This is a genomic window from Rathayibacter sp. AY1A4 (genome assembly GCF_002930955.1).
Lineage (GTDB): Bacteria > Actinomycetota > Actinomycetes > Actinomycetales > Microbacteriaceae > Rathayibacter.
In genome coordinates this window covers 22,890-49,458 of the sequence record NZ_PSTN01000005.1, presented here as the reverse complement: position 1 = coordinate 49,458, position 26,569 = coordinate 22,890, and the positions used below count along the sequence as shown (strand labels likewise).

The window sequence follows — 26,569 nt, the reverse complement described above, 5'->3', positions numbered from 1 at the left end:
CGTAGCGGCGTAGTCTTCGAGTATCAGTTAGTTGATACCTAGGAGGAATCATGAGCGACGTGATCGCGATCACCGGAGTCACCGGTGACGTCGGCGGCAAGACCTTCGAGCGGCTCGTGGCGGCCGGCGCGCCCGTCCGCGCGATCGTCCGCCGGCCCGAGCAGGCGGCGGCCCTCGCGGCCCGCGGCCTCGACGCGCGGATCGCCGACCTCGGCGACGGGGCCGCACTGACCGCCGCCCTCCGGGGCGCCGACCAGCTCTTCCTGGTCACCGCCGCCACCCCGCGCCAGGCCGAGCACGGCGCCACCGCCGTCCGCGCCGCCCAGGAGGCGGGCGTCCGCGCGCTCGTGCAGCTCTCCGGCGGCGATGCGGCCGAGCACTCGCCGCTCCCCTGGGGCCGCGCGATCTGGCGGACCGACGAGCGGGTGCGCGCCTCCGGGCTGCCCGCGACGATCCTCCACGCCTCGGGCTTCCTGACGAACCTCGAGCCCTCGGCGCCCGCGATCTCGCGCGGTCTGCTCCCGCAGACGATGGGGCGCGGCGTCATCCCGTGGATCGACACCGCCGACATCGCCCGGGTCGCCGCGCACGTCCTCGAGGCGGGAGGGCACACCGGCGCCGAGCCCGTCCTCACCGGACCGGCCCTGCTCGACGGGCCCGGCGCCGCCCGCGAGCTGACCGCGGGCCTGGGGCGGCGCGTCCGCTACCTGCACCTGCCCAGCCGCGTGTTCGCCGGAGTCCTGCGCCTCACCGGCATGTCCGCGTGGCAGGCGGAGGGGCTCCGCCGGCAGTTCGGAGTCGTCGCCCGCCGCGGCCTGGACGGCGTCGACGTGCTCACCGACGAGGTCGAGCGGATCACGGGGACGCCGGCCCGCTCGACGGCCGACTGGGCGCGGTCCCGCCGCTCCGTGCTCCTCGGACGGGAGCAGCCGCGACCCCTGCACGCTCCACCCGGCACCGGTACCCCTACCCGTGGATCCGCCGCAGGCGCATCGTAGGGCTGTGAAGCAGATCCAGTACGCCGGCGCGACCTTCCAGGTGGGGGACGCGGTCGCCGACGCACTCGTCTCCTACGCCTCCGGGCTCGCCGCCCACGGCCGCACCGACAGTGTCGAGCTCCCCGTGCTCGGCGGCGACGGCCACGCGACGGTCGTGACGCTGCTGCTCAACTCCGCGACGAGCCTCTTCGTCTCCGGCGCCGCAGGCCTCCTGCCCGGGCTCGACGAGAAGGCCGTCGCCGCCGACCTCCGCCAGCGGACGCAGTGGCTGGACGCGGTCCCGGCGGTCACCGCCGTGGAGCCGAGCGCTCCGGAGGACCTGATCTGGCTCGAGTTCCCGGAGGTCGCGGCCCTGATGGACCCCGAGACCGGCGCCCGCTCCCCCGCGACGCTCCACCTCGTCGAGCACTCGCCGCGGCGCGACTCCCTCGTCTTCACCGTCGTCTACGTCAGCACCCTCGACCGCGACCTGGGCTCGGGGGAGATCCGCCGGCTGCTCGAGACGAGCCGCCGCAACAACGTCGAGCACGGCGTCTCGGGGATGCTCGTCTTCCGCGGCCGCCGCGTGATGCAGCTGCTCGAGGGCGAGGAGTCCGACGTGCGCTCGCTCTACGCGCGGATCCTCGCCGACCCGCGGCACGAGGGCGTGGTCACCGTCTGGACCAGCGTGCACGAGCAGCGCCGCTTCCCGGACTGGTCGATGGGCTTCGACGAGCTCGACCTGCCCGTCGAGCGGCCCGCCTCCTGGCCCGAGCCGGACCTCCCCGAGCAGTCGATCGACGCCGTGGCGGACGACTACCTCCGCCGCCGGTCGGAGGCGCTGCGGAGCGCGCTGGTGAGCAGCGACCCCCTCGTCGCGAGCCTCGCCGTCATCCTGCACGGGCACCGCCCCGAGCGCGTCCTCGAGGGCGGCGCCGGAGTGCGGCTGCGCTGCGCCGAGTGCCGCGCCTTCGACGCCCACGACGGGTACGACTCCTACCCCTGCGCGACCGCGAGGACCGCGATCCAGGCGCTCGAGGCGGCCTGACGCGAGCCGGGCGGCCGTGCGGGATCACCGTCCCGGGGCACTCCGAGCGCACCCCCCTTCCGCGGGTCTGCGCAAGCCCGTCCGCTCGCCCCGGCGCGCCCCTAGGGTGAGGCCATGACCGATCCCGGCGCGGCCCGCCACGACGTCCTCATCATCGGCGGCGGCAACGCCGGACTCTCGACCGCGGGGCGGCTGCGGCGCTCCGGAGTGGACGACGTCGCGGTGATCGAGCCCCGGTCGACCCACGTCTACCAGCCGATGCTCTCCCACGTCGCGGGCGGCACAGCACCCGCCTCCGCGGCGACCCGGCCCCAGGGCTCGGTGACGCCGAAGGGGGTCGTCTGGATCCAGGACCGCGTCGAGACGATCGACCCGGTCGCGCACACGGTCACCCTCCTCTCCGGCCGCACCGTCGGCTACGGGCAGCTCGTCGTCTGCCCCGGGATCCAGAAGGACTGGGCCGCGGTCCCCGGGCTCCAGGAGGCGATGGACTCGCCGTTCGGAGTGTCCAACTACGAGTACGAGTACGCCCGCAAGGCGTCGCAGGTGCTCCGCGATGTCCGCTCCGGCACCGTCGTCTTCACGCAGCCCGGCGGCCCCGGCACCTGCTCCGGCGCCTCGCAGAAGCCGATGTACCTCGCCTGCGACTACTGGCGCGCGACCGGCGTCCTCGACCGCATCCGCGTCGTGCTCGTCGTGCCGACCCCCACCCTGTTCGGGATGCCGCTGATCGACTCCGAGCTCGAGCGGAAGGTGGCGGAGTACGGGATCGAGGTCCGCTACGGCCGCGAGCTGGTCGAGGTCGACGCGGCCGAGCGGCGGGTCGTCCTCGCCGTCGACGAGCGCGCGACCGCCCTCCCCGGCCCCGACCGCGTGCGGCGCTCGACCGACGGCCCGCGCGAGACGCTGTCGTACGACGTGCTGCACGCCGTGCCCCCGCAGTCGGCCCCCGACTGGCTGGCCGGCACCGGACTGGCCGCCGAGGGCGACGAGGGCGGCTTCGTCGAGGTCGACCCACTGACCCTGCGGCACCCGCGGTTCCCCGACGTGTGGGCGCTCGGCGACGCGGCGGCCACGGTCAACTCGAAGTCCGGAGGAGCACTGCGCCAGCAGACCACCACGCTCGCGAAGAACCTCGTCGCCGCGCAGAAGGGGCGCCCGCTCCCCCGCGTCTACAACGGCTACTCCGTCTGCCCCTTCGTGGTCTCGCGGTCGAGCGTCGTGTTCGCCGAGTTCGACGACCGCTACCGCCCGAAGCCGACCGTCCCCTTCTGGACGGGCCTGGCGAAGGAGCGGCGCCTCACCTACCTCGCCGACCGCCGCGTCCTGCCGTGGGTGTACTGGAACCTGATCCTGCAGGGACGGGCCTGAGCGTCCTCTTCCGGACATGTCCGGAAGAGGCGCTTGCCGCTGCCGGAGGCGCTCCCGAGACTGAGGGGTCGGCACCACCGTCCGACGTGCCCCCTCGTCTCCTGGAGGACCCGATGCGGCCCAGCCCGACTCCCGACCGCTCCGGCACCGCGCGATGACGACCGCGCAGGACTGGGGGCCCTCGACCGACGCGGACTCCGCCGGCGGTCCGCCCGCGTCGCGGAGGCAGCGCGTGCGCGCCTGGATGCGCGGCGGCTCCTTCGGGCCGACCGGCCTCACCCGGCGCGGCTGCCTCCTGGTGCTGGCGTCGGTGCTCGTGGTGGCGGTGCCGGTCGTCGCGCTGACGCTCGCGCATGTCGATCCGCACGCGTCGCTCAAGGTCTGGATCCTGGCGATCACGCTGATCGCGCTGGTCGGAGCGCTGCTCCGGGTCGTCGCCGACGCCGGTCCGGACCCGCAGGCCGACCTCGACCGCGCGGGCAAGGCGGTCGGAGCAGTGGCCGCGGCCTACACGGCGCTGGCCGTGATCATCGACTGGGGGATGCTGCACCTCTGAGGCGCGGTCAGCGGGCCTCGTCGCGCGGGTCGTCCGTGCCGTCGGGAGCGCTGCCGATCACGTCCGGTGTGCCGCCGGTGCCGCCCTGCGCGCTCCCGGTCCCGCCCTGCGCCGCTCGCTCGTCCTCGCGCCGGCTGAGCCAGCCCGGGCCCTCGCGCCGCAGCCGCTCCGCCTCCGGACTCGGGACGGGCGGCGCCGCCGGCCGCCGCAGGAGCCGCACCTGCCGGACCGCGCCGAGCACCACTCCGGCGCCGAACAGCGGCAGGCCGAGCAGGAGCACCAGCCACAGCGGCGCGTGCCGGCGTCCGCCGCCAACGACCGCGCCGAGATCCCAGCCCGCGTCCGCCGCCAGCCAGAGCATCCCCGCCACGAAGACGGCGCTCACCAGCGAGAGCGCCCAGGGCTGCGCGAGGAGGAGCGCCTGCGCGCGCTCCGTGCGGAAACCCTTCGCCATGCGCCGATCCTAGGCGGGCGTCAGCCGGCGAGGATCCGGTCGACCAGCCCCTGCGCGTCGCCCTCCGCGGGAACGATCTGCACGGTGTCGCCCTCGATCGGCTGCATCACGGAGAGCGCAGACTCGACCCGGTCGCCCACGCGGAGGAGGAGCCGGGCGTCGGCCCCCTCGTCGATGGCCGCCTGCGAGCCGCGGCGCAGGAGGGCGGCGCCCGCCTCGTCGAACCGGACGTCGACGACCCCCGTGCTCGGATCCGCCTCGACCGCGGCGACGCCCCCGCGGGTGAAGTCCTCGGGATCGACGAGGACGTCCTGCCCGCCGACCGGGACGCACTGCGGATCGGAGCCGGCCTCGCAGAGCGCCGAGACGGCGACCCCCAGGCCGCCGACCGGCTCCGGAGTGGCGGACGGGGACGCCGCGGGCGACGACCCTGCGGAGCAGCCGGTCAGGGCGAGCAGGAGGAGCGCGGCGGCTCCGGGGGCGGTGCGGCGGATCACGGGGTCTCCTCGGGTCGCGTCGGAGCGCGCCACGATACCGAGGCTCCGGCGCTGCGGCCACTCGGCGGCACGGCTCGGGCGGAGCGGCTGCGGCGGTCGCCGGAGGGCCGGAGGAACCGGCCTGATTCTCGGGCTGGTCGCTCGGCGCCGGACCCCGCCCGATCCCTCCGCACGGGGCCGGTCCGGAGCCCGGCCTGCCGGAGCCCGCCCCTCAGAGCCGGACGACCAGCTTCACCGCCGACACACCCTCGTGCAGCCGGTCGAGGGCGGGCTGCAGCGCGGCGAGCCCCTCCCCCACCACCTCGGGCGCCGGGGCGCAGACGTGACGGCCCTCGGCGAGCGCCGCCGGCAGGTGGTCGCGCCACAGCATCGGCCCCACCTCGTTCGTCATCAGCGAGCCGCCCCAGACGAAGCGGGCGCGGATGCCGCGTCGACGGGCCGCGATCTGCAGCGCCGCGGTGCCGCCGACCAGGCGCAGCATCGTCCGCACGAAGGCGGCGCTGACACCGCGCCGACGCGGGAGCGAGCCGAACGAGACGGAGGGGCTGGCCAGGGCGACGCGTCGCGCTCCGGTGGCCGCGGCCACCGCCACCGACGGAGCACCGGAGCCCGTCCCGATCGCGAGCACCCCCGCGACCTCGTGGCCCGCGAGCGCCGCCACCAGGTCGGCGACGACGGTGGGGCTGCGGTAGTCGAGCACGATCTCGGCGCCCAGCTCGCGCATCCGCTCGTGGTTGCGGGGGGACGCGGTCGTCGCCACGCGGTGCCCGGAGGCGACGGCGAGCTGGATCGCGTTGCTCCCCACGCTCGTCGTCCCGCCCCAGACCACGACCGTCCTGCCCGTCGGCCGGACCGGGACGCTCGGGTGCGGCAGGGCGAGGTGGTCCCGCTGGAACAGCGCCGTCGCCGCCGTCGAGACCGCGAGCGGCAGCACCGCCGCCTCCTCGAAGCCCAGCCGGTCGGGGATCGGCGCCGCCAGGTCCTCGCGCACGACCGTGTACTCCTGGAAGGCGCCCTCGTCGCGGTTCCGCCGCCCGCGCTCCATCCCGACCGCGTACGCGACGACCCGGTCGCCGACGGCGAAGCGCGTGACTCCAGGGCCGACCGCCTCGACCACTCCGGCCACGTCCTCCCCGAGCACCGCCGGGTACGGCACCCACCGGAACATCAGATCGCCCGTCCACTGCTTCATCTCGTCGACCGGATTCACGGCCAGGGCGCGGTTGCGCAGCAGGACCTCCCCCGGACCGGGGACGGGCATCGGAGCGGGGCGGACGACGAGGCCGGCCCGCGGGGCGGTCAGCAGGGCGGCGGCGTTCTCGGGCACGGGCGGCTCCAGTCGGAAGTGATGGCAGGACGTGTCGTCACACTACTCCTGATGACACGTCGTGTCGTCAGCTATCCTGGGCGGATGTCACGCTGGGCCCCCGACGCCGCCCTCCGCCTCGAGCAGGCGGCGATGGAGCTCTTCGCCGAGCACGGCTACGCGGGCACCACCGTCCCCGCGATCGCGGAGCGCGCCGGGCTCACCACCCGCACCTTCTTCCGCCACTTCGCCGACAAGCGCGACGTCCTCTTCCTCCGCGAGCGCGAGTTCCCCGAGATCGTCGGCCGCCTGCTCGCCGGCGCCCCCGCCGGCCTCGCGCCGATGGACCTCGTGATGCACGGCCTCGAGGCGGCCGCCTCGGGCGACCTCCAGACCTGGCGCGCTCCGATCGCCGCCCGCCATGCCGTCGTGCGCTCCGAGCCGCAGCTGCGCGAGCGCGAGCTCCTGAAGTCGGCCGCCCTCGCCGAGAGCATGCGCGCCGCCCTCGTCGACGCCGGAGTCGCGCCGGAGGACGCGGCCCTCGCCGCCCTCGCGGCCTCCGCCCTCTTCGACCTCGCCCTGGAGCGCTGGCTCGCCGCACCCGACGGGTCCCTCCTGGTCGACGTCCTCCGCGCCAAGCGCGCACGCCTCGGCGCGCTGCTCGCGCGCTGACCCGCACGACGCTGTCGAGGCGTCACGAACGGTCGTCCTCCGCGGCGGGAGGCGGCCGTTCGCGACGCCTCGGACCGGCGAGCGGGGGACGATCCGCTCAGAGCGCCCAGGGGAAGGCGGGGGCGTTCGAGCGGGCGCCCTGCGCGGCCTTCGAGCGGCCGGGCTCGCCGAGCTCGGCGAGCAGCGCCTCCGACTCGCCGACGAGGACCGCGAGCGCGCCGGGCGTGAACCAGTCGGGGCGCAGGGCGAACAGGAGGTCCTCGGTCGCCGTGTTGCCGCTGGCGCCCGGTGCGAAGGGGCAGCCGCCGAGGCCGCCGAGCGCGCCGTCGACCACCGCGGCCCCGGCCTGCACGGCGGCGATCGCGTTCGCGACGCCCGAGCCCCAGGTGTCGTGCCCGTGGAACACGATCTCGCGAGGCGGGGTCTCCGCCGCCACGCGCGAGACGAGCGACGCCACCTGGCCGGCGTGCGCCTGCCCGAGCGTGTCGCAGACGACCACGTCGGCCGCTCCCTCCGCTCGCGGGTCGCGCGCGATCGCGAGCACGCGCTCCGGGTCGACCGGGCCCTCGAACGGGCAGGTGAAGGAGGTGGCGATGCACAGCTGGATCCGCCCGCCGACGCTCTCGGCGAGCGCGACCGCCTCCGGCATCGCGGCCATGCTCGCCTCGGTCGGCCTGCCGACGTTGGCGAGGTTGTGCGAGTCGGACGCCGAGAAGCAGTACTGGAAGCGGCGCGCCCCCGCGGCGGCCGCACGCTCGACGTGGCGCGGAGTCGCGACCCACACCCAGCACCGCTCCAGCTCCTCGGGAGTGAGCGCGGCGATCACGTCGAGGGTGTCGGCCATCGGAGGGACGAGGTCGCTGCGCGCGAGCGAGCCGATCTCGAGCTCGGGCACTCCCGCGGCGAGCAGCGTGCGCGCGAGGTCGACCTTGCGCTCGGTCGTCAGGAGCTTGCCGGTGAGCTGCAGGCCGTCGCGGAGGGTGACGTCGCGCAGGCGCGCGGAGGCGAGCGCGGTCACCGGCCGGCCTCCTCGGCAGCGGCGGCGGAGGGAGCAGCAGCAGCGGCCGGAGCTGCAGCAGCAGCCCCGCCGGCGGAGGGAGCAGCGGGACCGGTGCGCCGGAGCATCCCCAGCACCTCCTCGGTGTCCTGGCCCAGGTCGGGCGCGAGCGAGCGGATGGGGAGGGAGCGGCCGCCGAGCACCGGCACGATCCCCGGGAAGCCCACGCCGCGCAGGGTGCCGCCGGCGTCCTCGACGTCGAAGACCTGGATCATGTCGCGCGCCGCGTACTGCTCGCTCGCGCTGATGTCGGCGGCCGTGTAGATCGGGCCGGAGGGGACGCCCTCGTCGTCGAGGACCGCGAGCGCCTCGGCGGCGGTGCGGCGCGCCGTCCACACGCCGATCGCCGCGTCCAGCTCGTCGCGCCGGGCCCAGCGCTGCTCGTTCGAGGCGAGCGCCGGGTCCTCGCCCAGGTCGGCGCGGCCGATCACCGCCATCAGCCGCTGGAAGATCGCGTCCGCGTTCCCCGCGATCACGATGCTCGCCCCGTCGGCGCAGGTGTAGGCGTTGGTCGGGGCGATGCCCTCCATCCGCCCGCCGACGCGCTCCCGGACGATGCCGTGCGCCTGGAAATCGGGGATCAGCGACTCCGTCATCGAGAACATCGCCTCGTGCAGCGCCACGTCGACGACCCGCTCCGCCAGCGGTGCCGGATCCAGCCCCGCGGAGCGGCGGGTCTCGCGCTGGAACAGCGCCATCATCACTCCGTAGCCCGCGTACAGCCCGGCGATCGAGTCGCCGATCGAGACGCCCACGCGCACGGGCGGCCGGTCCGGGTCGCCGACCAGCTCGCGGAACCCGCCCATCGCCTCCGCGACCGCCGCGAACCCGGGCCGGGCCGACAGCGGGCCGGTCTGCCCGAAGGCGGAGATGCGGCCGATCACGATGCCGGGCCGGGCCTCGTCGAGCACGGCCGGCCCGATCCCCCAGCGCTCGAGCGTGCCCGGCCGGAAGTTCTCGAGCACCACGTCGCACTCGGCGACCAGGCGGCGGACGGCGTCCCGCCCCTCGTCCGTGCGCAGGTCGAGCGCGATCGAGCGCTTGTTGCGGTTGATCGTGTGGAAGAGGAGCGAGGTCTCGGACCCCTCGTGCAGCCGCCAGCGGCGCAGCTCGTCCCCCGTGCCGGGCCGCTCCACCTTGATCACCTCGGCGCCGAAGTCGGCGAGCAGCCGGCCCGCGGTGGGCGCCGCGATGAAGTTGCCGAGCTCGAGGACGCGGACGCCCGCGAGCGGGAGGGGTGCGGTCATGGCACGGCCTTTCGCTCCCGTCGAGGCTAGCGCGGAGGACGGCGCCACCCCCTGCCCTCACGCGGACGCCCGACCTACACTTGCCGGACATCATGCGCAGACACACCCTCACTCCGCGACCGGACTGGCGAGCCCGCTGCGACGAGATCGGCTTCAGCTTCTACGACCTCCCCTCCGAGGGCGGCCGCCCCTACTGGAACGAGTCCGCGGCCTACTCCTTCGAGCCCGCCGAGATCGACCTGCTCGAGCGCACGACCTCGGAGCTCTTCGACCTCTGCATGGAGGCGTGCGAGCTCGTGGTGCGGAAGGGCCGCTTCGCCGAGTTCGGCATCCCGCCCCGCTTCCACGACCTGGTGCGCACCTCGTGGGATGAGGACGACCCCACGGTCTACGGCCGCTTCGATCTCGCCTACGACGGCGCGGGCGCGGTGAGGCTACTCGAGTTCAACGCCGACACCCCGACCTCGCTGGTCGAGACGGCCGCGGCCCAGTGGCAGTGGCTCGTCGAGACGAAGGGTCCCGACGCCGACCAGTTCAACAGCCTGCACGAGCAGCTCGTCGAGCAGTGGCGCCACCTCCGCCTCGAGCGCTGGAGCCTCGACGAGGGCGCCCGGCTGCACCTCGCGTCGCTGCACGACTCCGGAGACGGCGAGCTGATCGTCGAGGACGCCGACACCGTCGCCTACATGGCCGAGACCGCGGCGCAGGCCGGCTTCGACCCCAAGCTGATCTTCGTCGAGGACATCCGCTACGAGCTCGACGGCGCCGGCTTCCTCGACGGCGACGGCGAGCCGATCCGCCACGTCTTCAAGCTGTACCCGTGGGAGTGGATGCTCGGCGAGCAGTTCGGCGGCCTCCTCCTCGACCGGCGCGAGCGCACCCGCTGGGTCGAGCCGGCGTGGAAGCTCCTGCTCAGCAACAAGCAGCTGCTGGTGGTGCTGTGGGAGATGTTCCGCGGCCACCCGAACCTGCTGCCCGCCTCCGTGCATCCGCTGCCCGGCACCGCGCAGGTGCGCAAGCCGCGCCTGGGCCGGGAGGGCGCTAACGTGACGGTCCTCGACGCCGACGGCTCGGTCGTCGCCGAGAACGGCGGGAGCTACGGCGCCGAGGGCTTCATCCACCAGGAGCGCGCCGAGCTGGCCCGGGTCGACGGGAAGACCGTCGTCATCGGCAGCTGGATCGTCGGCGAGACCCCGGCCGGCATCGACGTGCGCGAGACGAGCGGCCTGATCACCGGCGACCTGGCGGAGTTCGTCCCCCACTACATCGAGGGCGGACGGAGCGACGGGGTCGCGACGGCCGCGGACGGCGCGTCGGCCGCCTCCCGCCCCGGGCACGGCGCCACCCCCGCCTACGGCGCTCCCGCGCCCGGCACCCCCGCGCCCGAGTACGGCGCCCCCGAGCACGACCGGCCGCAGGACACCCGCGCGGCCCGCCCGCAGGACGAGGAGACCCGATGACGGACGACGACCGCACCCCCGGCGATTCGGGGACGCCGAGCTCCGGGAACGACTGGGGCAGCCGCGAGCCCGGGGCGGGCTCCGGCACGCCGAGCGGCGGAACGAGCAGCGGGTCCGGCGACGGCTCCACCCGCACCGCTCCCCACCGCTCCCGGAGCGTCGGCATCAGCGGCATCGCGAAGAACCGCCGCGGCCTGCTCATCGGCGGCGCGGTCGCGGTCGGCGCGGTCGGACTCGCCGTCGCCCTCGCGAACGGCGGCCCCTCGACCGACGGCGTCGTCGCCACGGGAGCCGACGGCCAGGACTACGTCATCCCCGAGAACGCCGAGCGCCCCGTCTACGCGAGCCGCGAGGACTGCCTCGCCGACGTGCGGGAGCAGATCGCCCAGCTCCAGGCGCAGGGCGAGGAGGTCGGCGACGACCCCGAGCAGCTGTGCGAGGCGACCGACGAGTACCGCGGGCACTACGCCGGCGGCTTCTGGCTCGGCCCGCTGATCTTCGCGTCCTCGCGCTGGAACTCGACGCGGGCGACCAGCTGGGCGCCCGTCGCGTCCGGCGGCTTCGCGGCCCGCGGAGCGACCCAGCCCGACGTCGTGCAGCGTGCACCGGCCGGCTCGACCGTCGGCTCGAAGGCGACCCTCTCCGGCGGCTTCGGCTCCTCCGGCAAGTCCGGCTTCGGCTCCACCGTCGGCGGCTGACCGCAGCGCACCTCCGCCCTCGCGCCCGGGACGCGCGGCGAGGCGTCCGCCTGCCGCCGGGACACCGCTCGCCGGCCGTCTCGACGATCGCGGGGACGGCTCGCCGCCGCTCCCTCTCTCAGGAGGAGGGCGTCGCGCTCGGGAAGAAGTGCCGCTCGACAGGATCGCCGTCGGCGTGGGTCAGCGCCGCCGCGCGGATCTCGCGGTCGCGGCCGGTGAGCCGCTGGGTCTCCTGCCGCCGGAACTCGCCCCACGAGGGCACCATGAACGTCTCCAGCTGCACGTCGGCCTCCTCCCCGCTCCGGTAGAGCGCCCACCGCGAGGCGCCGGTCCGGCGGCGGGAGCTCTCCAGCAGCCGCATGGCCGATCGGAAGTCCGCGAGGGAGCCGGGGCGGACCGTCCACGAGATCTGCACCATCACCGGCCCGTCCGTCGGCTCCGGCTCGAACACCAGCGTGGGCGTGGGCCACGACATCGAGATGCTGCGGTCGACGGTGCCCGTCCCCGGCAGCAGGGGCAGCACCCGCACGCTGGCCGCCACGAGGAGGAGCAGAGCGGCCGCCGCGGCGTACGCGGGCGCGGTGCCGAGCACCTGCGCGGCCAGACCCCAGCCGATCGAGCCGACCGCCATGGTCCCCATGAAGACCAGGATGTAGATCGAGGCTCCGCGGGACCGCACCCACTGCGGCAGCGTGAGCTGCAGCGCCGCGTTCAGCACGGTGAGGGTGCCGATCCAGGCCAGCCCCGCGAGGACCAGCAGCAGCAGCGCCGGGACGAGGGGCAGGAAGGCCGCCGCGAGCGTCCCCGCCGCGAACAGCACGGCGCTCGCCCCGATCACGACGTCGTCCGAGAGCTTCCGGCGGGCGAGCGGCAGGGCGAAGACGCCGAGCACGGCGCCGGCACCGAGGGCCCCGAGGAGGAAGCCGTAGCCGCTGGAGTCGAGCTGGAGGCGCTTCGCGGTGAGCGGCAGCAGCGCCCAGAGCGCACTGGCGGGCAGGGCGAAGAGCGCGGAGCGGAGGAGGATCCGGCGGACGAGGTGCGCGGAGGCGACGTACCGGATCCCTCCCTTCAGCGCGGCGCCGAACTGCTCGCGGTCGTCGAGGCCGGTCTGCGCCGGCCGCTTCCACCAGAGCAGGGCGAGCACGGCGCCGATGAAGCTCAGGGCGTTGATGCCGAAGACCACCGGAGCGCCGAACGCCGAGAGGACGACTCCCGCCAGGGCCGGGCCGACCGCGCGGGCGCCGTTCACGGTCACGCCGCCGAGGGCCGACGACGCCGCGATCAGGTTCCGGGGCACGAGCTCCGGCTGGATCGCCTGCCAGGCCGGCGAGGTCAGGGTGGAGGTGATGCCGAGCAGGAAGGTGAAGGCCAGGATCGTCCACGGCGTCAGCGCGCCGACCGCCGCCACGACCGTCAGAGCGGCCGCCAGCAGCGCGCTGGCCGACGACCCCCAGATGAGCAGCCGCCGCCGGTCGAGCGAGTCGGCCAGCACGCCCGCGGGGAGGGCGACGAGGATCGAGGGCGCCAGGCTCGCTGTCTGCACGAGCGCGACGACCGCCGCGCCCGCGGCCGCCTCGACCAGGTACCACTGGGCTCCGACGGTCTGCATCCAGGTGCCGATGTTGCTGCCCAGCTGGGCGAACCACAGCACGCGGAAGGCGGTGATCGCCATGGGCGCCCAGGCCGACGGCTGCGTCGGCGCGGACGTCTGCGCCGGGGCGGCGGGAGCCGGAGCGACGTCCTCAGTCACGGGGCACGGCCTGCCGCACCGAGAAGAGGTTGCCGAACGGGTCCAGCAGCTGGCACAGCCGCTCCCCCGTGAACACCGTCTTCGGACCGCGGTGGGCGACGGCGCCGTTCGCCGTCCAGTCGGCGACGACGGCGTCGACGTCGGGGACCGTCCAGTACGGGCTCGTGCCGTCGGGTCCGGGCCGGTTCAGCTCGTCCCGCTCGTGCAGCGTCAGGCGGGTGCCGTCCAGGTCGTAGGCCACGAGCGCCCCGCCGCGGACGACGGGCTCGCGCCCGAGCCGCGCCGAGTACCAGGCGATCGCGGCGTCGAGGTCGTCGACGAAGTAGAAGACGTTTCCGACTCCGGCGAACTCCGTCGTCGTCATGCTCGGGCCGACGGGAGGGCGTCGCGGAGGAAGGCGAGCGAGGGGCCGATGGCCGCCTCCGTGTACCCCTCGGCGTGACGGGTGCCCGGGATCAGCTGCAGCGTGCTGGCGACTCCGACCGCGGAGAGCGCCGCCTGCATGGCCTGCGCGTCGCTCACGGGGACGAACTCGCCGAGCGAGTTGGCCAGGAACACCGGCCCGCCGTCCGGGGAGGCGTGGCGCGTCGTGGAGGCGGCGGTGAGCAGCCCGCGGTCGCCCCCGACCTCGTTGAGGATCGTCCAGCGCAGGAAGGCGTCGTTCCGGCCGGTCTGGTTGATGTCGGCGCTCTTCATGGCGTCGAGGTCCTGCGTCGTCGGCGTGGCCGGGAGGTCGTCGGTCGCCTCGACGATGCCGAGGAGGTCGAACATCCCCGACCAGCTGACGGCGGGCCGACCGGTGGCGATCGCGGCCTCCACGACCAGGTTCCCGCCCGCCGATCCGCCGAAGAACGCCAGCCTGCTCCGGTCGAACGCCCACTCGGACGCGACCGCCCACCGCTCCGCGGCGAGCACGTCGTCCCTGCTGGCCGGGAAGACCGAGTCCGGAGCCTCGCGGTAGTCCGCCGCGAACACGAGGTAGCCGGCGTCGACCAGCATCGTCGCGAGCGCCCGCTCCTTGCTCTTGTCCCCCCGGAACCACCCGCCGCCGTGGATCAGCACGACGGCCGGCCGAGCAGCGTCCTCGGCCGGGGACACCGACCTGCTGTACACGTCCAGCACCTGCGGCGACGACCCCCCTTCGACGTACGGAACCCCGATGCTCACTGACGGCTCGTCCGACACGGTGACCCCCTCCGGTCCAGATTCTCGACTGCAGTCAGACCGTAGGAGCCGGGGGCGGCGCGAGCCAGGCCCTGCCGGGGTCACCCAGGAGGGCGCCCGCAGGCCCGCCCGCCGCGGCTGGGCGGATCGCGACTAGCCTCGGAGGGTGTTCCTGACCGAGCCGTACGGCTTCCGCGACCGCTCCGCCCTCGACGAGCGCCGGGCCCTGCTCGAGGACGAGCCCTCGGTGCAGCCCCTCCGGGCGTTCCGCGAGGAGCTCCTCGCCCGGCGCACCCGCAGGCATCCGGGTGCCGTGGTGCCCGACTTCGACCCGGCCGAGGCCGGCGTCGAGGCGCGTGCGCTCATCGTGCTGGAGGCCCCGGGACCGATGTCGACCGGCCCCGACGGCTCCGGCTTCGTCTCGGTCGACAACGACGACGCGACCGCCGCCTCGACCTGGACCCTCCGCGACGAGGTCGGACTGCACGCCCGCACCCTGGTCTGGAACATCGTGCCGTGGCAGCTCGACGGCGCCCCCGACGCGGACGAGGTGCGGCAGGGCGCGATGGAGCTGCGTCGGCTCCTGCCGCTGCTCCCCGACCTGCGGGTCGTCGTCAACGCCGGGACCGCGCCGACCAGCGGCTGGAAGAAGAACATCGAGCCGTACCTGGTCGACGGCCCGACGGTCATCGACTCGTGGAGCCCCGGCCAGCGGGCGATGAGCCAGCCCCGCAAGCGCGACGAGCTGAAGCGCGCCTTCGAGCGCGCGACGCACCTGGTCGGCTGAGCCCCCGGGGCTCCGAGGCGTCACGAACGGTCGTCATCCGAGCCGGGAGGCGGCCCTTCGCGACGCCTCGACCGCCGGCGGACGGTCCGCTCAGGCTGAGCGGGCGTCCCGCAGCGCGTCGGCCGACTGCTGCGCGGCGCGGCGGACGTCGCGGTCCGGGTCGCGGAGCATGCCCGTCAGGACGGCCTCGACGCTCGCCGCGAACTCGCCCTTCGCGTCGCGACCGGAGGAGATCCCCGCCAGAGCGGCCGCCACGAGAGCGCGCGCTCCGGCCGCGCGGACCCGGGGGTGCTCGTCGGTGGTCAGGCGGGACAGCTTCTTCTGCCCGCCCAGCACGCGCTCGGCGCAGACGCGGGCGCACATCTCGCGGACGCGCCAGGAGGGGTTCGCGAGTCCGGCGGTCACCGCGTCGGCGGCGTCGTCGTCCCAGACGTAGAGGAGCGCGCGGGCGCCCCAGAGCTCGGGCCAGTAGAGGGAGGGCGCTCCCTTGAGGATCCCGTCGGCGTGCTCGCCGCCCACGGTGAGGAGGAAGGACTCGCCCTCGTAGCCGCCGGTGAGCAGGGCCGCTGATCGCAGGGCGACGCTGCGCTCCCCCTCGCGGGCGACCTGCGCGCGCAGGCGCTCCTCGAGCGGATCGGTGAGGGTGACGGTCGGTTCGTTGTCGCGTGCCATGAGGCTCCCGAGAGTACTCGCCCGCCCCGCGCCTTCGAAGACCCGCAGCGTTCGGCGCCGCGGCGGTCGGCCCTCTCCGTCCTGCGGCGATGGTCCGATCAGCACTCGTGCCACCTGCTGGTCGAGTGGCGCCGCAGGGACCACGGCTGAGGGACGCCTGGTAGATTCGATCCGATCGACCCCCTCCCAAGCCTCTCCGCGATGCTCACATGGGAGGGGCCTTTTTCTTCGGCACCGAGGTACTGCGATGGCACGGAGACCGAGCCTGTCGTGGAAGCAGCAGGTCCAGCTCCTCCGTGACCGCGGGCTCGGCATCGCCGACGGGGAGGCCTGCACGAGCTACCTGGCCGCGCAGAACTACTACCGCTTCTCCGGGTACGCCCGCTACTTCCAGCGGGCTCCGCACGACGGGGACGACTCGTTCGCGGACGGAGTCTCGTTCGAGGACGTCCGAGCGGTCTGCGACGCAGATGAAGCGCTGCGGCAGAGCCTGTGTGCTCGACTGGCCCGTGCCGAGATCCTTCTCCGCAGCCGTACGGCTCATGTCATCGCTCGTGAGCACGGCCCGTACGAGTGCTCTCTCGAGAAGAGCTTCTACTCCGAGTCTCCGAACGCGGAGTCGACAGTCGATTCGTGCCTCCGCGACATCGAGCGCAGCAGGGAACGGCATGTCCTCCGCTTCACGGGGCTCCCCGGCGGCAGGGGCGCCGGAGCCCCCTCGATCATCGAGGACCGCAGTGAGAGCGACGCGACCGGGACGGTCCCGCCCGTCCTGCGCCACCGCGGATGCCGCAGCGGATCGGACGATGCCCGCCCGCTCAGGAGGCGCCCACCGGGAGGTCGGCCCCGCCTGACTATGCTGGTGCCACCCCCGGCAGCCGAGCCCTCTGAGCCTCGTCCGCGCCGGGGTGGCGCGGCTCACCCGCCCGGGGAGCGGAGGAGGTCCTCTCATGGCCGATCGGCCGAACCTCCGCCATGTCGCGGCGGTCGCGGGCGTCTCGCACATGACCGTGTCGCGCGTGCTCAGCGGGCACCCCAACATCAAGGAGTCGACCCGCCAGAAGGTCCTCGAGGCGGTCGACGAGCTCAACTACAGGCCGAACATCGCCGCCCGCTCCCTCGTCACGCAGCGCACCGACCGCATCGGCGTGATGATCGAGAGCGGCGCCGAGTACGGGCCGTCGAGCACCCTCCGCGCGATCGAGCGCGCCGCCCGCGAGAAGGGGTACTCGATCACCTCCGTCGCGCTGCGGCCGGACCTCGAGATGACCCCCACCGACGCGATCGACCACCTGATGGGCCTCGGGATCGACGCGCTCTGCGTGATCGCGCCGCGCTCCTCCTCCGTGGCGACCCTCCGCACCGTCGAGATCGGCGTGCCGACGCTCGTGGTGAAGAGCGACAAGGATCCGAGCTTCCTCACCGTCTCGGTCGACCAGCAGGCCGGCATGTTCCAGGCCGTCGACCACCTGGGCAACCTCGGCCACCGCGACGTGCTGCACCTCTCCGGCCCCCTCGACTGGCTCGACGCGCGCGCCCGCGAGCGCGCCTTCCACAGCCGCGCGAAGTCGTGGGGGATGCACGAGCGCCCCATCGTCATCGGCGACTGGACCCCGGACTCCGGGTACGACTTCGCCGCGAGCCTGCAGTCGGTGCCCGACTTCACCGCGATGGTCGTCGCGAACGACGAGATGGCGCTCGGAGTGATCCACGGCCTCGTCGAGCGCGGGATCCGCGTGCCCGAGGACATGAGCATCGTCGGCTTCGACGACCTGCCCACCGCCCGCCACTTCCTCCCGCCGCTGACGACGGTCCGCCAGGACTTCGACAAGCTGGGGACGACGGTCGCCGAGGTGATCCACGGGAGGATCCGCGGCCAGGAGATCCCGCAGCGCACCCGGATCCCCACGGAGCTGGTGATCCGCTCCTCCACGGCCGCTCCCCGATCGTGACCCTCCTGTTCCCGTCCCGCCGCATGCGCTCGCGTATCATCGGCGGCAGCCCCTGGCACGCCGGACCCTGACGGCGCGCCGCACACGAACCGAGGACGGCACGTGGCGATCTCATCGAGGACGACCCGGAGCTCCGCGGCACCCGTCGTCGAGATGACCGGCATCCGCGTCTCCTTCGCCTCCGGACCCGCTCTGAAGGACGGGAACCTGCGGCTGGTGCCGGGCGAGATCCACGGACTGATGGGCGAGAACGGCGCGGGCAAGTCCACGCTGATCAAGACGCTCACCGGCATCCACCAGCCCGACGCGGGCGAGATCCTCGTCGACGGCGTCGCCCGGCGCTTCAGCGGCCCGGCGGAGGCGAAGGCAGCGGGCATCACGGCCGTGTTCCAGGACGAGCGCCTCACCGACAACCTCAGCATCGGCGAGAACGTGATGCTCGGCCACGAGGTCCGCGGCCGCTTCGGCATCTCCTGGTCGCGCACCCACCACCGCGCGGCCGAGATGCTCGCCGAGCTGGGCCTGGAGGACCTCGATCCGCACCTGCCGCTGCGCTCGCTCTCGCCGGCGATCCGCCAGCTGGTCGCGATCAGCCGCGCGATGGTCGACCGTCCACGCGTGCTCGTGCTCGACGAGCCCACCTCCAGCCTCGACCTCAGCGACGTGGCCCGCCTCTTCACGGTGCTGCGGAGGCTGCGCGACCAGGGCGTCGCGATCCTGTTCGTCTCGCACTTCCTCGAGCAGGTCCTCACCCTCAGCGACCGGCTGACGGTGCTCCGCGACGGCGGCACCGTCGGCGAGTACCCGGCGCACACCATGGACCGCGCCGAGCTGATCGCGAAGATGATCGGCAAGGACATCGACGCGCTGCGGCAGATCGGCTCCGACCGCCGCGAGCACCGCCGCCAGCCGGTCGGCCCGGCGATCTACCGCGCGCACGGGATCGGTCGCCGCGGCGCCGTGGGCCCGACCGATCTGGAGCTGCACCGCGGCGAGATCGTGGGCTTCGCGGGCCTGCGCGGCTCGGGGCGCACCGAGCTGGCGTCGCTGGTGAGCGGGGTCGAGAAGCCGGACACCGGCGAGGTGCTGATCGACGGCGAGCCCGCCCGCATCTCCGACCCGGTGTCGGGCCTGCGCCACCGCATCGCCCACTCGAGCGAGAACCGCCGCGAGGACGGGATCATCGGCGACCTCTCCCTCCGCGAGAACCTCGTGCTGGGCCTGCAGGCTCTGCGCGGCTGGGCGCACCCGCTGTCGGCCGCCGAGACCGACACCCTGGTGCGCACCTACGTCGAGGCGCTGAACATCTCGCCGGCCGACCCGGACATCCCGGTGAAGTACCTCTCCGGAGGCAACCAGCAGAAGGTGGTCCTCGCGCGGTGGCTCGCGACCCGTCCGCGGCTGCTCGTGCTCGACGAGCCGGCGCGCGGGATCGACGTGGCGTCGAAGGTCGAGATCCAGGCGCACATCGCGCAGCTCGCGAAGGAGGGGGTGACCGTCGTCTACATCTCGTCCGAGCTGGAGGAGGTGGTGCGCCTCAGCGACCGCATCGTCGTGTTCAAGGACCGCGAGAAGATCGGCGAGGTCAGCAACGGCCCCTGGCTCACCGTCGACACGATCGTCGAGATGATCGCCGCCGACCGCGACGACGACCTCGACGACGACGACGACTGACCTCCCCCGCCAGCCGAGCGGCCGCACCGTCCACCGGGTCTCGATGAGCCGTCCGGGCTGCTCGACCGCCAGGACCTCGACGCGCCGGCGGGTCCCGCTCGGGCGCCGGGCCTGCGAGGATCCGGGGGTGGACGATCAGCGACCGGACGAGCTCGCGGAGCTGCAGCGGCGCGCCTACGGCCGAGGCTCCGACATCGAGCGGGACCCCGGCGCGCTCGCCCGGCTCTCCGCGCTCGAGGCCCGCGTCCGTCCCGCCCTCGGCACCGCACTGCCGGACGCGGTGGTTCCCGCGGTCTCCCGGGACGCGGCGCCGGAGGACGCGGCACCTCCCGCGGACGCCTCCGCCGACGAGGCGTCCGACCCCCGCGGCCACGTCCCGCCCCGCCGCTCCCGTCGGCGCGGCCTCCTCCTCCCCGCCGCGCTGGCCGCGACGGCCGCCGTCGCCGCGGGGGCCACCCTCCTCGCCACCGCCGAGGACGCACCGCCCGGCCGCGAGGTCGCCGTGCTGCCGCTGTCGAACGGCACCGACCTCCCCGGCTGGGAGGGACTGGGGTTCGACGGATCGGTCACCACCGAGGACTTCGGCGGGCTCACCGTCGTGCGGCAGAGCCTGCCCGCCGACACGGGGCTCACCGTCGTCCGGCAGCGCCGCTCCTCGAGCGCCGGCTCGTGCCTCTCCATCGTGCGGACCGCCGAGCCGCAGGACGGCCTGTTCTTCCAGGGCTGCACGGCCGGAGCGTTCCCCGCGGTCGCGCAGTTCACCGTGACGTCGGCGGCGCCGGAGGCCCTGCGCGAGCGGTTCCCGATCGGCACGTCCCTGCGGTTCGCCCTCGAGGGCGACGAGATCCGCGTCCGATCCGACGCACCCTGACCACTCAGATCCCCGTCCGTCCGTGCGGATCGCCCACCTTCTTCGACTCGCTCGACCCGCGCTCGCGCAGGAACACGGCGAGCGCCGCCATGCTGCCCACCGCGAGGAACTCCGACTGCCAGTTCTGGAGCGTCCGGTTCCAGAAGTCGGCGGAGGAGACGTAGCCGAGCCAGTCGACGGGCGCCTCCAGGCTCGTCAGCTGCTCCTCGTTGTAGGCCACGACGCCCGTCACCGACTGCGCCGCCCAGGACAGCAGGAACACCGCCCCCATCACCAGCAGCAGCGAGTGCGAGAACAGCGCCTGCCGCAGGCCGCCGGCGGACGCCGAGGGCGGCGAGTCGTCCTCCGCGGACGCCCCCGCCTTCTGCTGCTCGTCGGTCTCGAGGCCCTCCTCGCCCACCCGCTTCGACTCGGGCGAGCCGCGCTGCACGAGCCAGACGGTCGCGCCGATGTAGAGGAAGAACTGGAGGTACTCCGACTGCCAGTTCTCGGCGACGTCGATCGCGAAGTCGGAGGAGGTGACGAAGCGCCAGTAGCCGACCTCCCGCAGCCCCTCCGCGACCTGGGTGTCGTTGTACGCGGCGAGCCCGGCGAACGACTGCCCGAGGAGAGCGAGCAGGAAGATCGCGAGGAAGAACAGCGAGAGTCCGTTCTCGCGCAGGAAGCGGCGCATCCGGCTCACCTCCCGAGGATCCCGACGGCGAAGAACCCGATCAGGCCGAGCACGATCACGGCGTAGTACAGGGCGGAAGCGGTGCGCACGTCAGCTCCCGTCCAGGACGCAGTCGAAGGGCGCGTCCGCCACCGGCGTGCACCCCGCCGCGCGCACCAGCCAGCCGTCGTCGCCCGGGGTGAGGAACACCGCGGTGCCGCCGGAGCGCACGATCGCCGCCCGGCCGTCGACCTCGGCGTCCCCTGCTCCGTCTTCCGCGATCCCGAGCTCCAGCACGCCGCCGGGGCAGTCGCCCTCCCGGTCCTCCACGGCCTCGCGGGCGGAGCCGGTGAGCAGCGCGCACGCCGCGGCGCCGTCGCCGTCGGCGAGCGCGGAGAGGAAGGCGTCGGCCGCGCGGCGGGCCGCCGTGCCGTCCGCGGAGCATCCGCAGAGCGCGAGCACGAGGGCCGCCGTCGCGGCCGTCGCGGGGACGGAGCGCGATCGAGGGAGCATCATGGCCAGGGAAGCTACTCCCGGGCCCGACCACCGGGCAGAGGGTTGCCATCGGGCCCTGCGGGCCCCGCGACCGGATCGTTACCGAAGCGCACCGCCGTGCTGTTGCGTCACAAGAATTGTTCACGGTAACATTTCGACGTGGCGCTGCTTCGGCCGGCGCCCACTGCACATCCTGCACTCACCGCACCTCGGGCCGCTAGGCCCGCATTCGAGGCCCTTTCGGGGTCCACCATCTCGGGCGCGCTCTTCGTGCCCGCGATCTCAAGGAGGAGATCTATGTCCAAGACGAGGCGTATCGGCCAGTTCCTGGGTTTCGCAGCAGTCGGCGCACTCGCGTTCGGACTCGCGGGCTGCTCGGGCGGTTCCGGCACCGATTCGGGCTCCGGCTCGAGCGGTGACCTCACCACCGTCGGCTTCGTGGCCGTCGGCCCCGAGGGCGCGTGGCGCCAGGCGAACGAGACCAACATCGAGGACACGTTCACCAAGGACGCCGGCTTCGACCTGAAGTACGCACCCGCCACCAACGGAGACCAGAAGTCGCAGATCGACTCCTTCACCTCCTTCGTGGACGAGGGCGTCGACATCATCCTGCTCTCCGCCACGGAGGGCTCCGGCTGGGAGGACTCGCTCGAGCGCGCCCAGGAGGCCGAGATCCCGGTCATCCTGATCGACCGCGGCATCGAGCCGGACAACACCGACCTCTACGTGACCCGCATCGCGCCCGACAACATCGCGGTCAGCACCTCGGTCGCCGACTGGGCCAAGACCACCTTCCCGAGCGGCGCGAAGTACTTCACGCTCGAGGGCCCCGCGGGCGTCTCGGTCGTCAACGAGCGCAACGAGGGCTGGGACGAGGTCATCGGCGCCGACTCGAAGTTCACCAAGATCGGCGCGCAGACCGCGAACTGGTCCACCGAAGAGGCCAAGAGCGTCTTCGAGACCGTCCTGAAGTCGAACAACAACGACGTCCAGCTGGTCTTCGCACAGAACGACGAGATGGGTCTCGGCGCCGTCCAGGCCGTCCAGGAGGCCGGCCTCACCCCCGGCACCGACGTCAAGATCGCCACGATCGACGGCACCAAGAACGCCCTGCAGGCGCTGGCCGACGGCGAGCTGAGCTTCGTCGCCGAGTACAACCCGCTGTTCGGCGAGACCGCCCTCGACGCGGTCGAGAAGACCCTGGCCGGCGAGACGGTCGAGTCCTCGATCGTCGTCCCGAGCGAGACCTTCGACTCGCCCGAGGCCGCCACCACCGCGCTGCCCGACCGCAAGTTCTAGTCGCTCAGCACCACCGGTCGCCCGGCGTCGTCCTCGACGCGGCACCACTCCCCCGGAGCGACCGGGGCCGGCTCTCCGCCGGCCCCGGTCGCTCCGACCCTTCGGCGCACCTGTTCGGCTGCGCCCCGCTCGAGAACGGAACGACGCGACATGACAGGTTCGCCTCCGATCGTCGAGATGAAGAACATCTCGATCAGCTTCCCCGGCGTGAAAGCCCTCGACGGCGTCGACTTCCGCCTGTTCCCGGGCGAGGTCCACACCCTCATGGGTGAGAACGGCGCCGGCAAGTCCACGCTCATCAAGGCCCTCACCGGCGTCTACCGCATCGACAGCGGAGACATCGTGATCGACGGGGAGACCCGTCGCCTGACCGGCACCGCCGACTCGCAGGCCGCGGGCATCTCCACCGTGTACCAGGAGGTCAACCTGGTCACGAACCTCTCCATCGGAGAGAACGTGATGCTCGGCTACGAGGTCCGCGGACCCTTCGGCATCAACTGGAAGGCCACGCACCAGGCCGCGAAGGTCGCGCTCGAGAAGCTCGGCCTCGGCCACCTCAACACGCGCCAGTCGCTCGCCTCGCTCTCGATCGCGATGCAGCAGCTGGTCGCGATCAGCCGCTCGACGGTGAGCGACTCCAAGGTGCTCATCCTCGACGAGCCGACCTCGAGCCTGGACGCGAACGAGGTCGAGAACCTCTTCGTGGTCATCCGCCGCCTCCGCGCGGAGGGCGTCGCGATCCTCTTCGTCTCGCACTTCCTCGACCAGGTCTACGCGATCAGCGACCGCCTGACGGTGCTGCGCAACGGCACCTTCGTCGGCGAGTACCTGACCCACGAGCTCGACCGCACCTCGCTGATCTCGAAGATGATCGGCAAGGACATCGCGGCGCTGCGCTCCCTCGACTCCGAGCGCGAGAGCCAGGACCACCTCTACCGCGACGCCCCGCTCTACACCGCGAAGGGCATCGGCAAGAAGGGCTCCATCGAGAGCACCGACCTGACGCTGCACCGCGGCGAGGTCGTCGGCTTCGCCGGGCTCCTCGGCTCCGGCCGCACCGAGCTCGCGCGCCTGATCTACGGCGTCGACAAGCCCGACACCGGCGAGATCACGATGCACGGCAAGAAGATCGACGTCCCGACGCCGACCGCCGGCCTCGCCCACAAGATCGCGTTCTCGAGCGAGAACCGCCGCGACGAGGGCATCATCCGCGACCTCTCGGTCCGCGAGAACCTCATCCTCGGCGTGCAGGCCAAGCGCGGCTGGGCCCGCCCCCTCTCCAAGAAGGAGAAGGACGAGATCGTCGGCAAGTACCTCGTCGAGCTCAACGTGCGCCCGGCCGACCCCGACCGCCCGATCAGCAAGCTCTCCGGCGGCAACCAGCAGAAGGTCCTCCTCGGCCGCTGGCTCGCCACCGCCCCCGAGATCCTCATCCTCGACGAGCCAACCCGCGGCATCGACGTCGGAGCGAAGGCCGAGATCCAGGAGAAGGTCGTCGCCCTCGCCGGCGAGGGCGTCGCCGTGGTCTTCATCTCGTCCGAGCTCGACGAGGTCGTCCGCCTCAGCGACCGCATCATCGTCCTGAAGGACCACCGCGTGATCGCGGAGATCCTCAACGGTCCCGCTGTCACTGCGGAGTCGATCGTCACTACCATCGCCGCAGAGGGAGTCGTCGACGAGGACGTCGTCGTCCTCGAGAGCGCCACGCAGGAGGCCGCATCATGAGCAGCGACACCCGACCCGCCCGGGGATCCGTCCTCGGCGGGATCATCCGCCGCCAGTACTTCTGGGGAGTCGTGGCGATCGCCCTGCTCCTCCTCGTCAACGTCGTCAAGGACCCGGGCTACCTGGCCGTCTCGGTCAGCCCCACCACCGGCTACCTCGTCGGCAACGTCATCGACATCGCCCGCGCCGCCGCTCCGATCCTGATGATCGCCGTCGGCATGTGCCTGGTCGTCGCGACCGGGGGCATCGACCTCTCGGTCGGCTCGATCATGGTCGTCGCCGGCGCCGTCTCGATGGAGTTCCTCAACTCCGCGGGAGCGCCCGACTCGCTCGGCGCGGCAGCGGGAGCCTTCGCGGTCGCCCTCCTGGTGGCCGCCGTGCTCGGAGCCGTGAACGGCGTCCTCGTCTCGGTGGTGGGCCTCCAGCCCTTCATCAGCACGCTCGTCGTGATGCTCGCGGGCCGCGGCCTGGCGAAGGTCATTACCGGCGGCCAGAACACCGCCGCCACCAACGAGCCCTTCCGCTGGCTCGCGAACGGGTACGTCTTCGGGCTCCCGGTCGTGTTCCTCCTCGCCATCGCGATCGTCGTGGTCGTCGGAGTCCTGGTGCGCCGCAGCGCGCTCGGCCTGATGATCGAGGCCATCGGCATGGACCCGAAGGCGGCCCGCCTCGCGGGCATCAACCGCCGGGGCCTGCTGATGACCGCCTACATCGGCAGCGGGATCCTCGCCGGAGTCGCGGGCGTGTTCGCCACGGCGAGCGTGATGACGGTCGACGTCTCGCGCACCGGCTACCAGCTCGAGCTCGACGCGATCCTCGCGGTCGTCATCGGCGGCACCTCGCTCGCCGGCGGCAAGTTCAACATCACCGGTGCCGCCGTGGGCGCGATCCTGATCGCCACCCTCGACAAGACCGTCGTGTTCCTCGGAGTCTCGTCCTCCGCGACGCCCGCCTTCAAGGCGATCGTCATCGTCGCGCTCTGCCTCCTGCAGTCCGAGCGCGTCCGCTCCGCCTTCAAGTCCCGTCGCGAGGCGCGCCGCAGCGTCCCGCAGAAAGAGGCGATCCCCGCATGAGTGCCGTGATGACCCGCTCCGCCCCTCCGGCGAGCACCAAGCGCACCTCCGGGGCGCGCGGCTGGCTGAGCCAGCACCTGGACAAGCTGCCCACCCTGGCCGCGCTGATCATCTTCTTCGGGATGATCGTCTACGGCGAGGCCGCCTACGGCCGGATCCTGCAGGCGAGCACGATCTCGAACCTGCTGGTCAACAACGCGCACCTGATCATCCTCGCCGTGGGCCTCACCTTCGTGATCCTCACCGGCGGCATCGACCTCTCGGTCGGCGCGGTGATCGCGTTCAGCAGCGTGAGCGGCGTGCTCCTGATCAACGCCGGCTGGAACCCCTGGCTCGTGATGGTCCTGATGGTCGTGATCGGCGCACTGTTCGGCGTGATCTCCGGCGTCCTGATCCAGTACTTCAACGTGCAGCCGTTCATCGCGACGCTCGCGATGATGTTCCTGGCCCGCGGTCTCGCCTCCATGCTGAGCACCGTCCCGGAGCGCCTCCCCGAGGACTCGGCCGTGCTGAGCCTGGCCACGCCGATCAAGCTGATCGACGGCCCCAAGGTCAACGACTTCGTCATCAGCCCCGGCGTGATCATCGCGATCCTCGTCGTGGCCGGCGCGTTCTTCGTGCTCCACCGCACCCGCCTGGGCCGCACGGTCTACGCGATGGGCGGCTCCGAGCAGTCGGCGGCCCTGATGGGCCTCCCGGTGGTGCGGACCAAGCTGTTCATCTACATCATCAGCGGCACCCTCGCCGGTCTCGCCGGTGTGGTCTACACCGCCCGCCTCGGCAGCGCGCAGAACATCACCGGCACCGGCTGGGAGCTCGACGCCATCGCGGCGACCGTCATCGGCGGCACGCTGCTCACCGGCGGCGTCGGCTTCGTGCTCGGCTCGGTGGTCGGCGCCCTGGTGCTCGGACTGATGAACGTCCTGATCACCCGCGACGGCGGCATCCCGCCGGAGGCGACCACGATCATCACCGGAGGCATCCTCCTGGTCTTCGTCCTCCTCCAGCGCGCCGTCATGGCCCGCAGCAAGACCTGACCGGGCTCCCGCCCGATCTCCCCCGGCGCCCCCTCGTCCCTCCGCGGACGAGGGGGCGCCGTCGTGTCCGGGGCG

General features: G+C 73.3%; 26 protein-coding genes and 1 pseudogene. 16 read left to right on the top strand and 11 right to left on the bottom strand.

What is annotated here, in order from left to right:
* The first annotated feature begins 50 nt into the window (after positions 1-50).
* The 4 genes from C5B92_RS04705 (at position 51) to C5B92_RS04690 (ending at position 3,952) form a co-directional block, all read left to right on the top strand.
* Entirely contained in the window at positions 51-998 is a 948-nt protein-coding gene (locus C5B92_RS04705; protein WP_104255610.1) for an NAD(P)H-binding protein, read from the top strand.
* A gap of 4 nt (positions 999-1,002) precedes the next feature.
* Positions 1,003-2,025: a BLUF domain-containing protein gene (locus C5B92_RS04700; RefSeq protein ID WP_104234353.1), complete on the top strand. Its 1,023-nt coding sequence runs from the start codon at positions 1,003-1,005 to the stop codon at positions 2,023-2,025.
* A 114-nt stretch (positions 2,026-2,139) separates the two neighbouring features.
* Positions 2,140-3,396, top strand: a complete 1,257-nt coding sequence (locus C5B92_RS04695) for an NAD(P)/FAD-dependent oxidoreductase (RefSeq protein WP_104255609.1) — start codon at positions 2,140-2,142, stop codon at positions 3,394-3,396.
* Between the two features lie 154 nt (positions 3,397-3,550).
* Positions 3,551-3,952, top strand: coding sequence for a hypothetical protein (locus C5B92_RS04690; RefSeq protein ID WP_104226999.1), 402 nt, complete (start codon positions 3,551-3,553; stop codon positions 3,950-3,952).
* A 7-nt stretch (positions 3,953-3,959) separates the two neighbouring features.
* Here the strand turns inward: C5B92_RS04690 and C5B92_RS04685 are convergent, their stop codons facing one another.
* From C5B92_RS04685 to C5B92_RS04675, 3 genes are all read right to left on the bottom strand, one after another.
* Complete coding sequence (locus C5B92_RS04685) at positions 3,960-4,406, bottom strand: hypothetical protein (protein WP_104255608.1); 447 nt, start codon at positions 4,404-4,406, stop codon at positions 3,960-3,962.
* Between the two features lie 20 nt (positions 4,407-4,426).
* On the bottom strand, positions 4,427-4,903 hold the full coding sequence (locus C5B92_RS04680; RefSeq protein ID WP_104255607.1) for a hypothetical protein: 477 nt from the start codon (positions 4,901-4,903) through the stop codon (positions 4,427-4,429).
* A 211-nt stretch (positions 4,904-5,114) separates the two neighbouring features.
* The gene (locus tag C5B92_RS04675; protein ID WP_104255606.1) at positions 5,115-6,230 is read right to left on the bottom strand and encodes a zinc-binding alcohol dehydrogenase family protein; all 1,116 of its coding nucleotides are present in this window, start codon (positions 6,228-6,230) and stop codon (positions 5,115-5,117) included.
* An 84-nt stretch (positions 6,231-6,314) separates the two neighbouring features.
* Between C5B92_RS04675 and C5B92_RS04670 the strand changes: the two genes are divergently transcribed.
* Complete coding sequence (locus C5B92_RS04670) at positions 6,315-6,881, top strand: TetR/AcrR family transcriptional regulator (protein ID WP_181028736.1); 567 nt, start codon at positions 6,315-6,317, stop codon at positions 6,879-6,881.
* 97 nt (positions 6,882-6,978) lie between these two features.
* Here the strand turns inward: C5B92_RS04670 and C5B92_RS04665 are convergent, their stop codons facing one another.
* Both C5B92_RS04665 and C5B92_RS04660 read right to left on the bottom strand, forming a co-directional pair.
* Positions 6,979-7,899 carry a hydroxymethylglutaryl-CoA lyase gene (locus tag C5B92_RS04665; RefSeq protein ID WP_181028735.1) on the bottom strand — a complete coding sequence of 307 codons (921 nt, stop codon included), beginning with the start codon at positions 7,897-7,899 and terminating at the stop codon, positions 6,979-6,981.
* On the bottom strand, positions 7,896-9,185 hold the full coding sequence (locus tag C5B92_RS04660) for a CaiB/BaiF CoA-transferase family protein (RefSeq protein ID WP_104350112.1): 1,290 nt from the start codon (positions 9,183-9,185) through the stop codon (positions 7,896-7,898). The genes C5B92_RS04665 and C5B92_RS04660 overlap by 4 nt, the downstream gene beginning before the upstream one ends.
* Before the next feature lie 92 nt (positions 9,186-9,277).
* Here C5B92_RS04660 and C5B92_RS04655 point away from each other — a divergent pair, with 92 nt between their 5' ends.
* Together C5B92_RS04655 and C5B92_RS04650 are read left to right on the top strand one after the other, a co-directional pair.
* Positions 9,278-10,645 (top strand): glutathionylspermidine synthase family protein, encoded by a 1,368-nt coding sequence (locus tag C5B92_RS04655; RefSeq protein WP_146079255.1) that lies wholly within the window; start codon positions 9,278-9,280, stop codon positions 10,643-10,645.
* A complete protein-coding gene (locus C5B92_RS04650; RefSeq protein WP_104255603.1) occupies positions 10,642-11,343 on the top strand; it encodes a hypothetical protein in 702 nt (233 codons plus the stop codon). Before C5B92_RS04655 ends, C5B92_RS04650 begins: the two co-directional genes overlap by 4 nt.
* A 118-nt stretch (positions 11,344-11,461) precedes the next feature.
* Here C5B92_RS04650 and C5B92_RS04645 read toward each other — a convergent pair whose 3' ends face one another.
* The 3 genes from C5B92_RS04645 to C5B92_RS04635 are packed head-to-tail and all read right to left on the bottom strand — an operon-like array spanning position 11,462 to position 14,260.
* The gene (locus C5B92_RS04645) at positions 11,462-13,093 is read right to left on the bottom strand and encodes an MFS transporter (protein WP_258061260.1); all 1,632 of its coding nucleotides are present in this window, start codon (positions 13,091-13,093) and stop codon (positions 11,462-11,464) included.
* Positions 13,086-13,457, bottom strand: coding sequence for a VOC family protein (locus C5B92_RS04640; protein WP_104250023.1), 372 nt, complete (start codon positions 13,455-13,457; stop codon positions 13,086-13,088). Before C5B92_RS04640 ends, C5B92_RS04645 begins: the two co-directional genes overlap by 8 nt.
* On the bottom strand, positions 13,454-14,260 hold the full coding sequence (locus C5B92_RS04635) for an alpha/beta hydrolase (protein ID WP_181028734.1): 807 nt from the start codon (positions 14,258-14,260) through the stop codon (positions 13,454-13,456). The genes C5B92_RS04640 and C5B92_RS04635 overlap by 4 nt, the downstream gene beginning before the upstream one ends.
* A 163-nt stretch (positions 14,261-14,423) precedes the next feature.
* On the opposite strand from C5B92_RS04635, the gene C5B92_RS04630 reads away from it, so the two are divergent.
* Complete coding sequence (locus C5B92_RS04630) at positions 14,424-15,044, top strand: hypothetical protein (protein WP_104255600.1); 621 nt, start codon at positions 14,424-14,426, stop codon at positions 15,042-15,044.
* 90 nt (positions 15,045-15,134) lie between these two features.
* On the opposite strand, the gene C5B92_RS04625 is transcribed toward C5B92_RS04630, so the two are convergent.
* Positions 15,135-15,716: a HEAT repeat domain-containing protein gene (locus C5B92_RS04625; RefSeq protein WP_258061259.1), complete on the bottom strand. Its 582-nt coding sequence runs from the start codon at positions 15,714-15,716 to the stop codon at positions 15,135-15,137.
* Here C5B92_RS04625 and C5B92_RS17805 point away from each other — a divergent pair.
* From C5B92_RS17805 to C5B92_RS04605, 4 genes and pseudogenes are all read left to right on the top strand, one after another.
* A pseudogene (locus C5B92_RS17805) lies at positions 15,715-16,365 on the top strand (Abi family protein); the annotation flags it as partial. The gene C5B92_RS04625 and the pseudogene C5B92_RS17805 sit on opposite strands and share 2 nt — an antisense overlap.
* 301 nt (positions 16,366-16,666) lie before the next feature.
* The gene (locus C5B92_RS04615) at positions 16,667-17,668 is read left to right on the top strand and encodes a LacI family DNA-binding transcriptional regulator (RefSeq protein ID WP_104255599.1); all 1,002 of its coding nucleotides are present in this window, start codon (positions 16,667-16,669) and stop codon (positions 17,666-17,668) included.
* Between the two features lie 153 nt (positions 17,669-17,821).
* On the top strand, positions 17,822-19,342 hold the full coding sequence (locus C5B92_RS04610; protein WP_104255631.1) for a sugar ABC transporter ATP-binding protein: 1,521 nt from the start codon (positions 17,822-17,824) through the stop codon (positions 19,340-19,342).
* Between the two features lie 127 nt (positions 19,343-19,469).
* Positions 19,470-20,213 (top strand): hypothetical protein, encoded by a 744-nt coding sequence (locus C5B92_RS04605; protein ID WP_104255598.1) that lies wholly within the window; start codon positions 19,470-19,472, stop codon positions 20,211-20,213.
* A gap of 4 nt (positions 20,214-20,217) precedes the next feature.
* Here the strand turns inward: C5B92_RS04605 and C5B92_RS04600 are convergent, their stop codons facing one another.
* Positions 20,218-20,886, bottom strand: coding sequence for a DUF6766 family protein (locus tag C5B92_RS04600; protein ID WP_104227010.1), 669 nt, complete (start codon positions 20,884-20,886; stop codon positions 20,218-20,220).
* Positions 20,887-20,976: 90 nt separating this feature from the next.
* Entirely contained in the window at positions 20,977-21,381 is a 405-nt protein-coding gene (locus tag C5B92_RS04595) for a hypothetical protein (protein WP_104255597.1), read from the bottom strand.
* Between the two features lie 276 nt (positions 21,382-21,657).
* On the opposite strand from C5B92_RS04595, the gene C5B92_RS04590 reads away from it, so the two are divergent.
* From C5B92_RS04590 to C5B92_RS04575, 4 genes are all read left to right on the top strand, one after another.
* Positions 21,658-22,659: an ABC transporter substrate-binding protein gene (locus tag C5B92_RS04590; RefSeq protein ID WP_104222394.1), complete on the top strand. Its 1,002-nt coding sequence runs from the start codon at positions 21,658-21,660 to the stop codon at positions 22,657-22,659.
* Between the two features lie 150 nt (positions 22,660-22,809).
* A complete protein-coding gene (locus tag C5B92_RS04585) occupies positions 22,810-24,384 on the top strand; it encodes a sugar ABC transporter ATP-binding protein (RefSeq protein WP_104222393.1) in 1,575 nt (524 codons plus the stop codon).
* Complete coding sequence (locus C5B92_RS04580) at positions 24,381-25,457, top strand: ABC transporter permease (protein ID WP_104238658.1); 1,077 nt, start codon at positions 24,381-24,383, stop codon at positions 25,455-25,457. The genes C5B92_RS04585 and C5B92_RS04580 overlap by 4 nt, the downstream gene beginning before the upstream one ends.
* The gene (locus C5B92_RS04575) at positions 25,454-26,494 is read left to right on the top strand and encodes a sugar ABC transporter permease (RefSeq protein ID WP_104222391.1); all 1,041 of its coding nucleotides are present in this window, start codon (positions 25,454-25,456) and stop codon (positions 26,492-26,494) included. The genes C5B92_RS04580 and C5B92_RS04575 overlap by 4 nt, the downstream gene beginning before the upstream one ends.
* Positions 26,495-26,569: the final 75 nt, after the last annotated feature.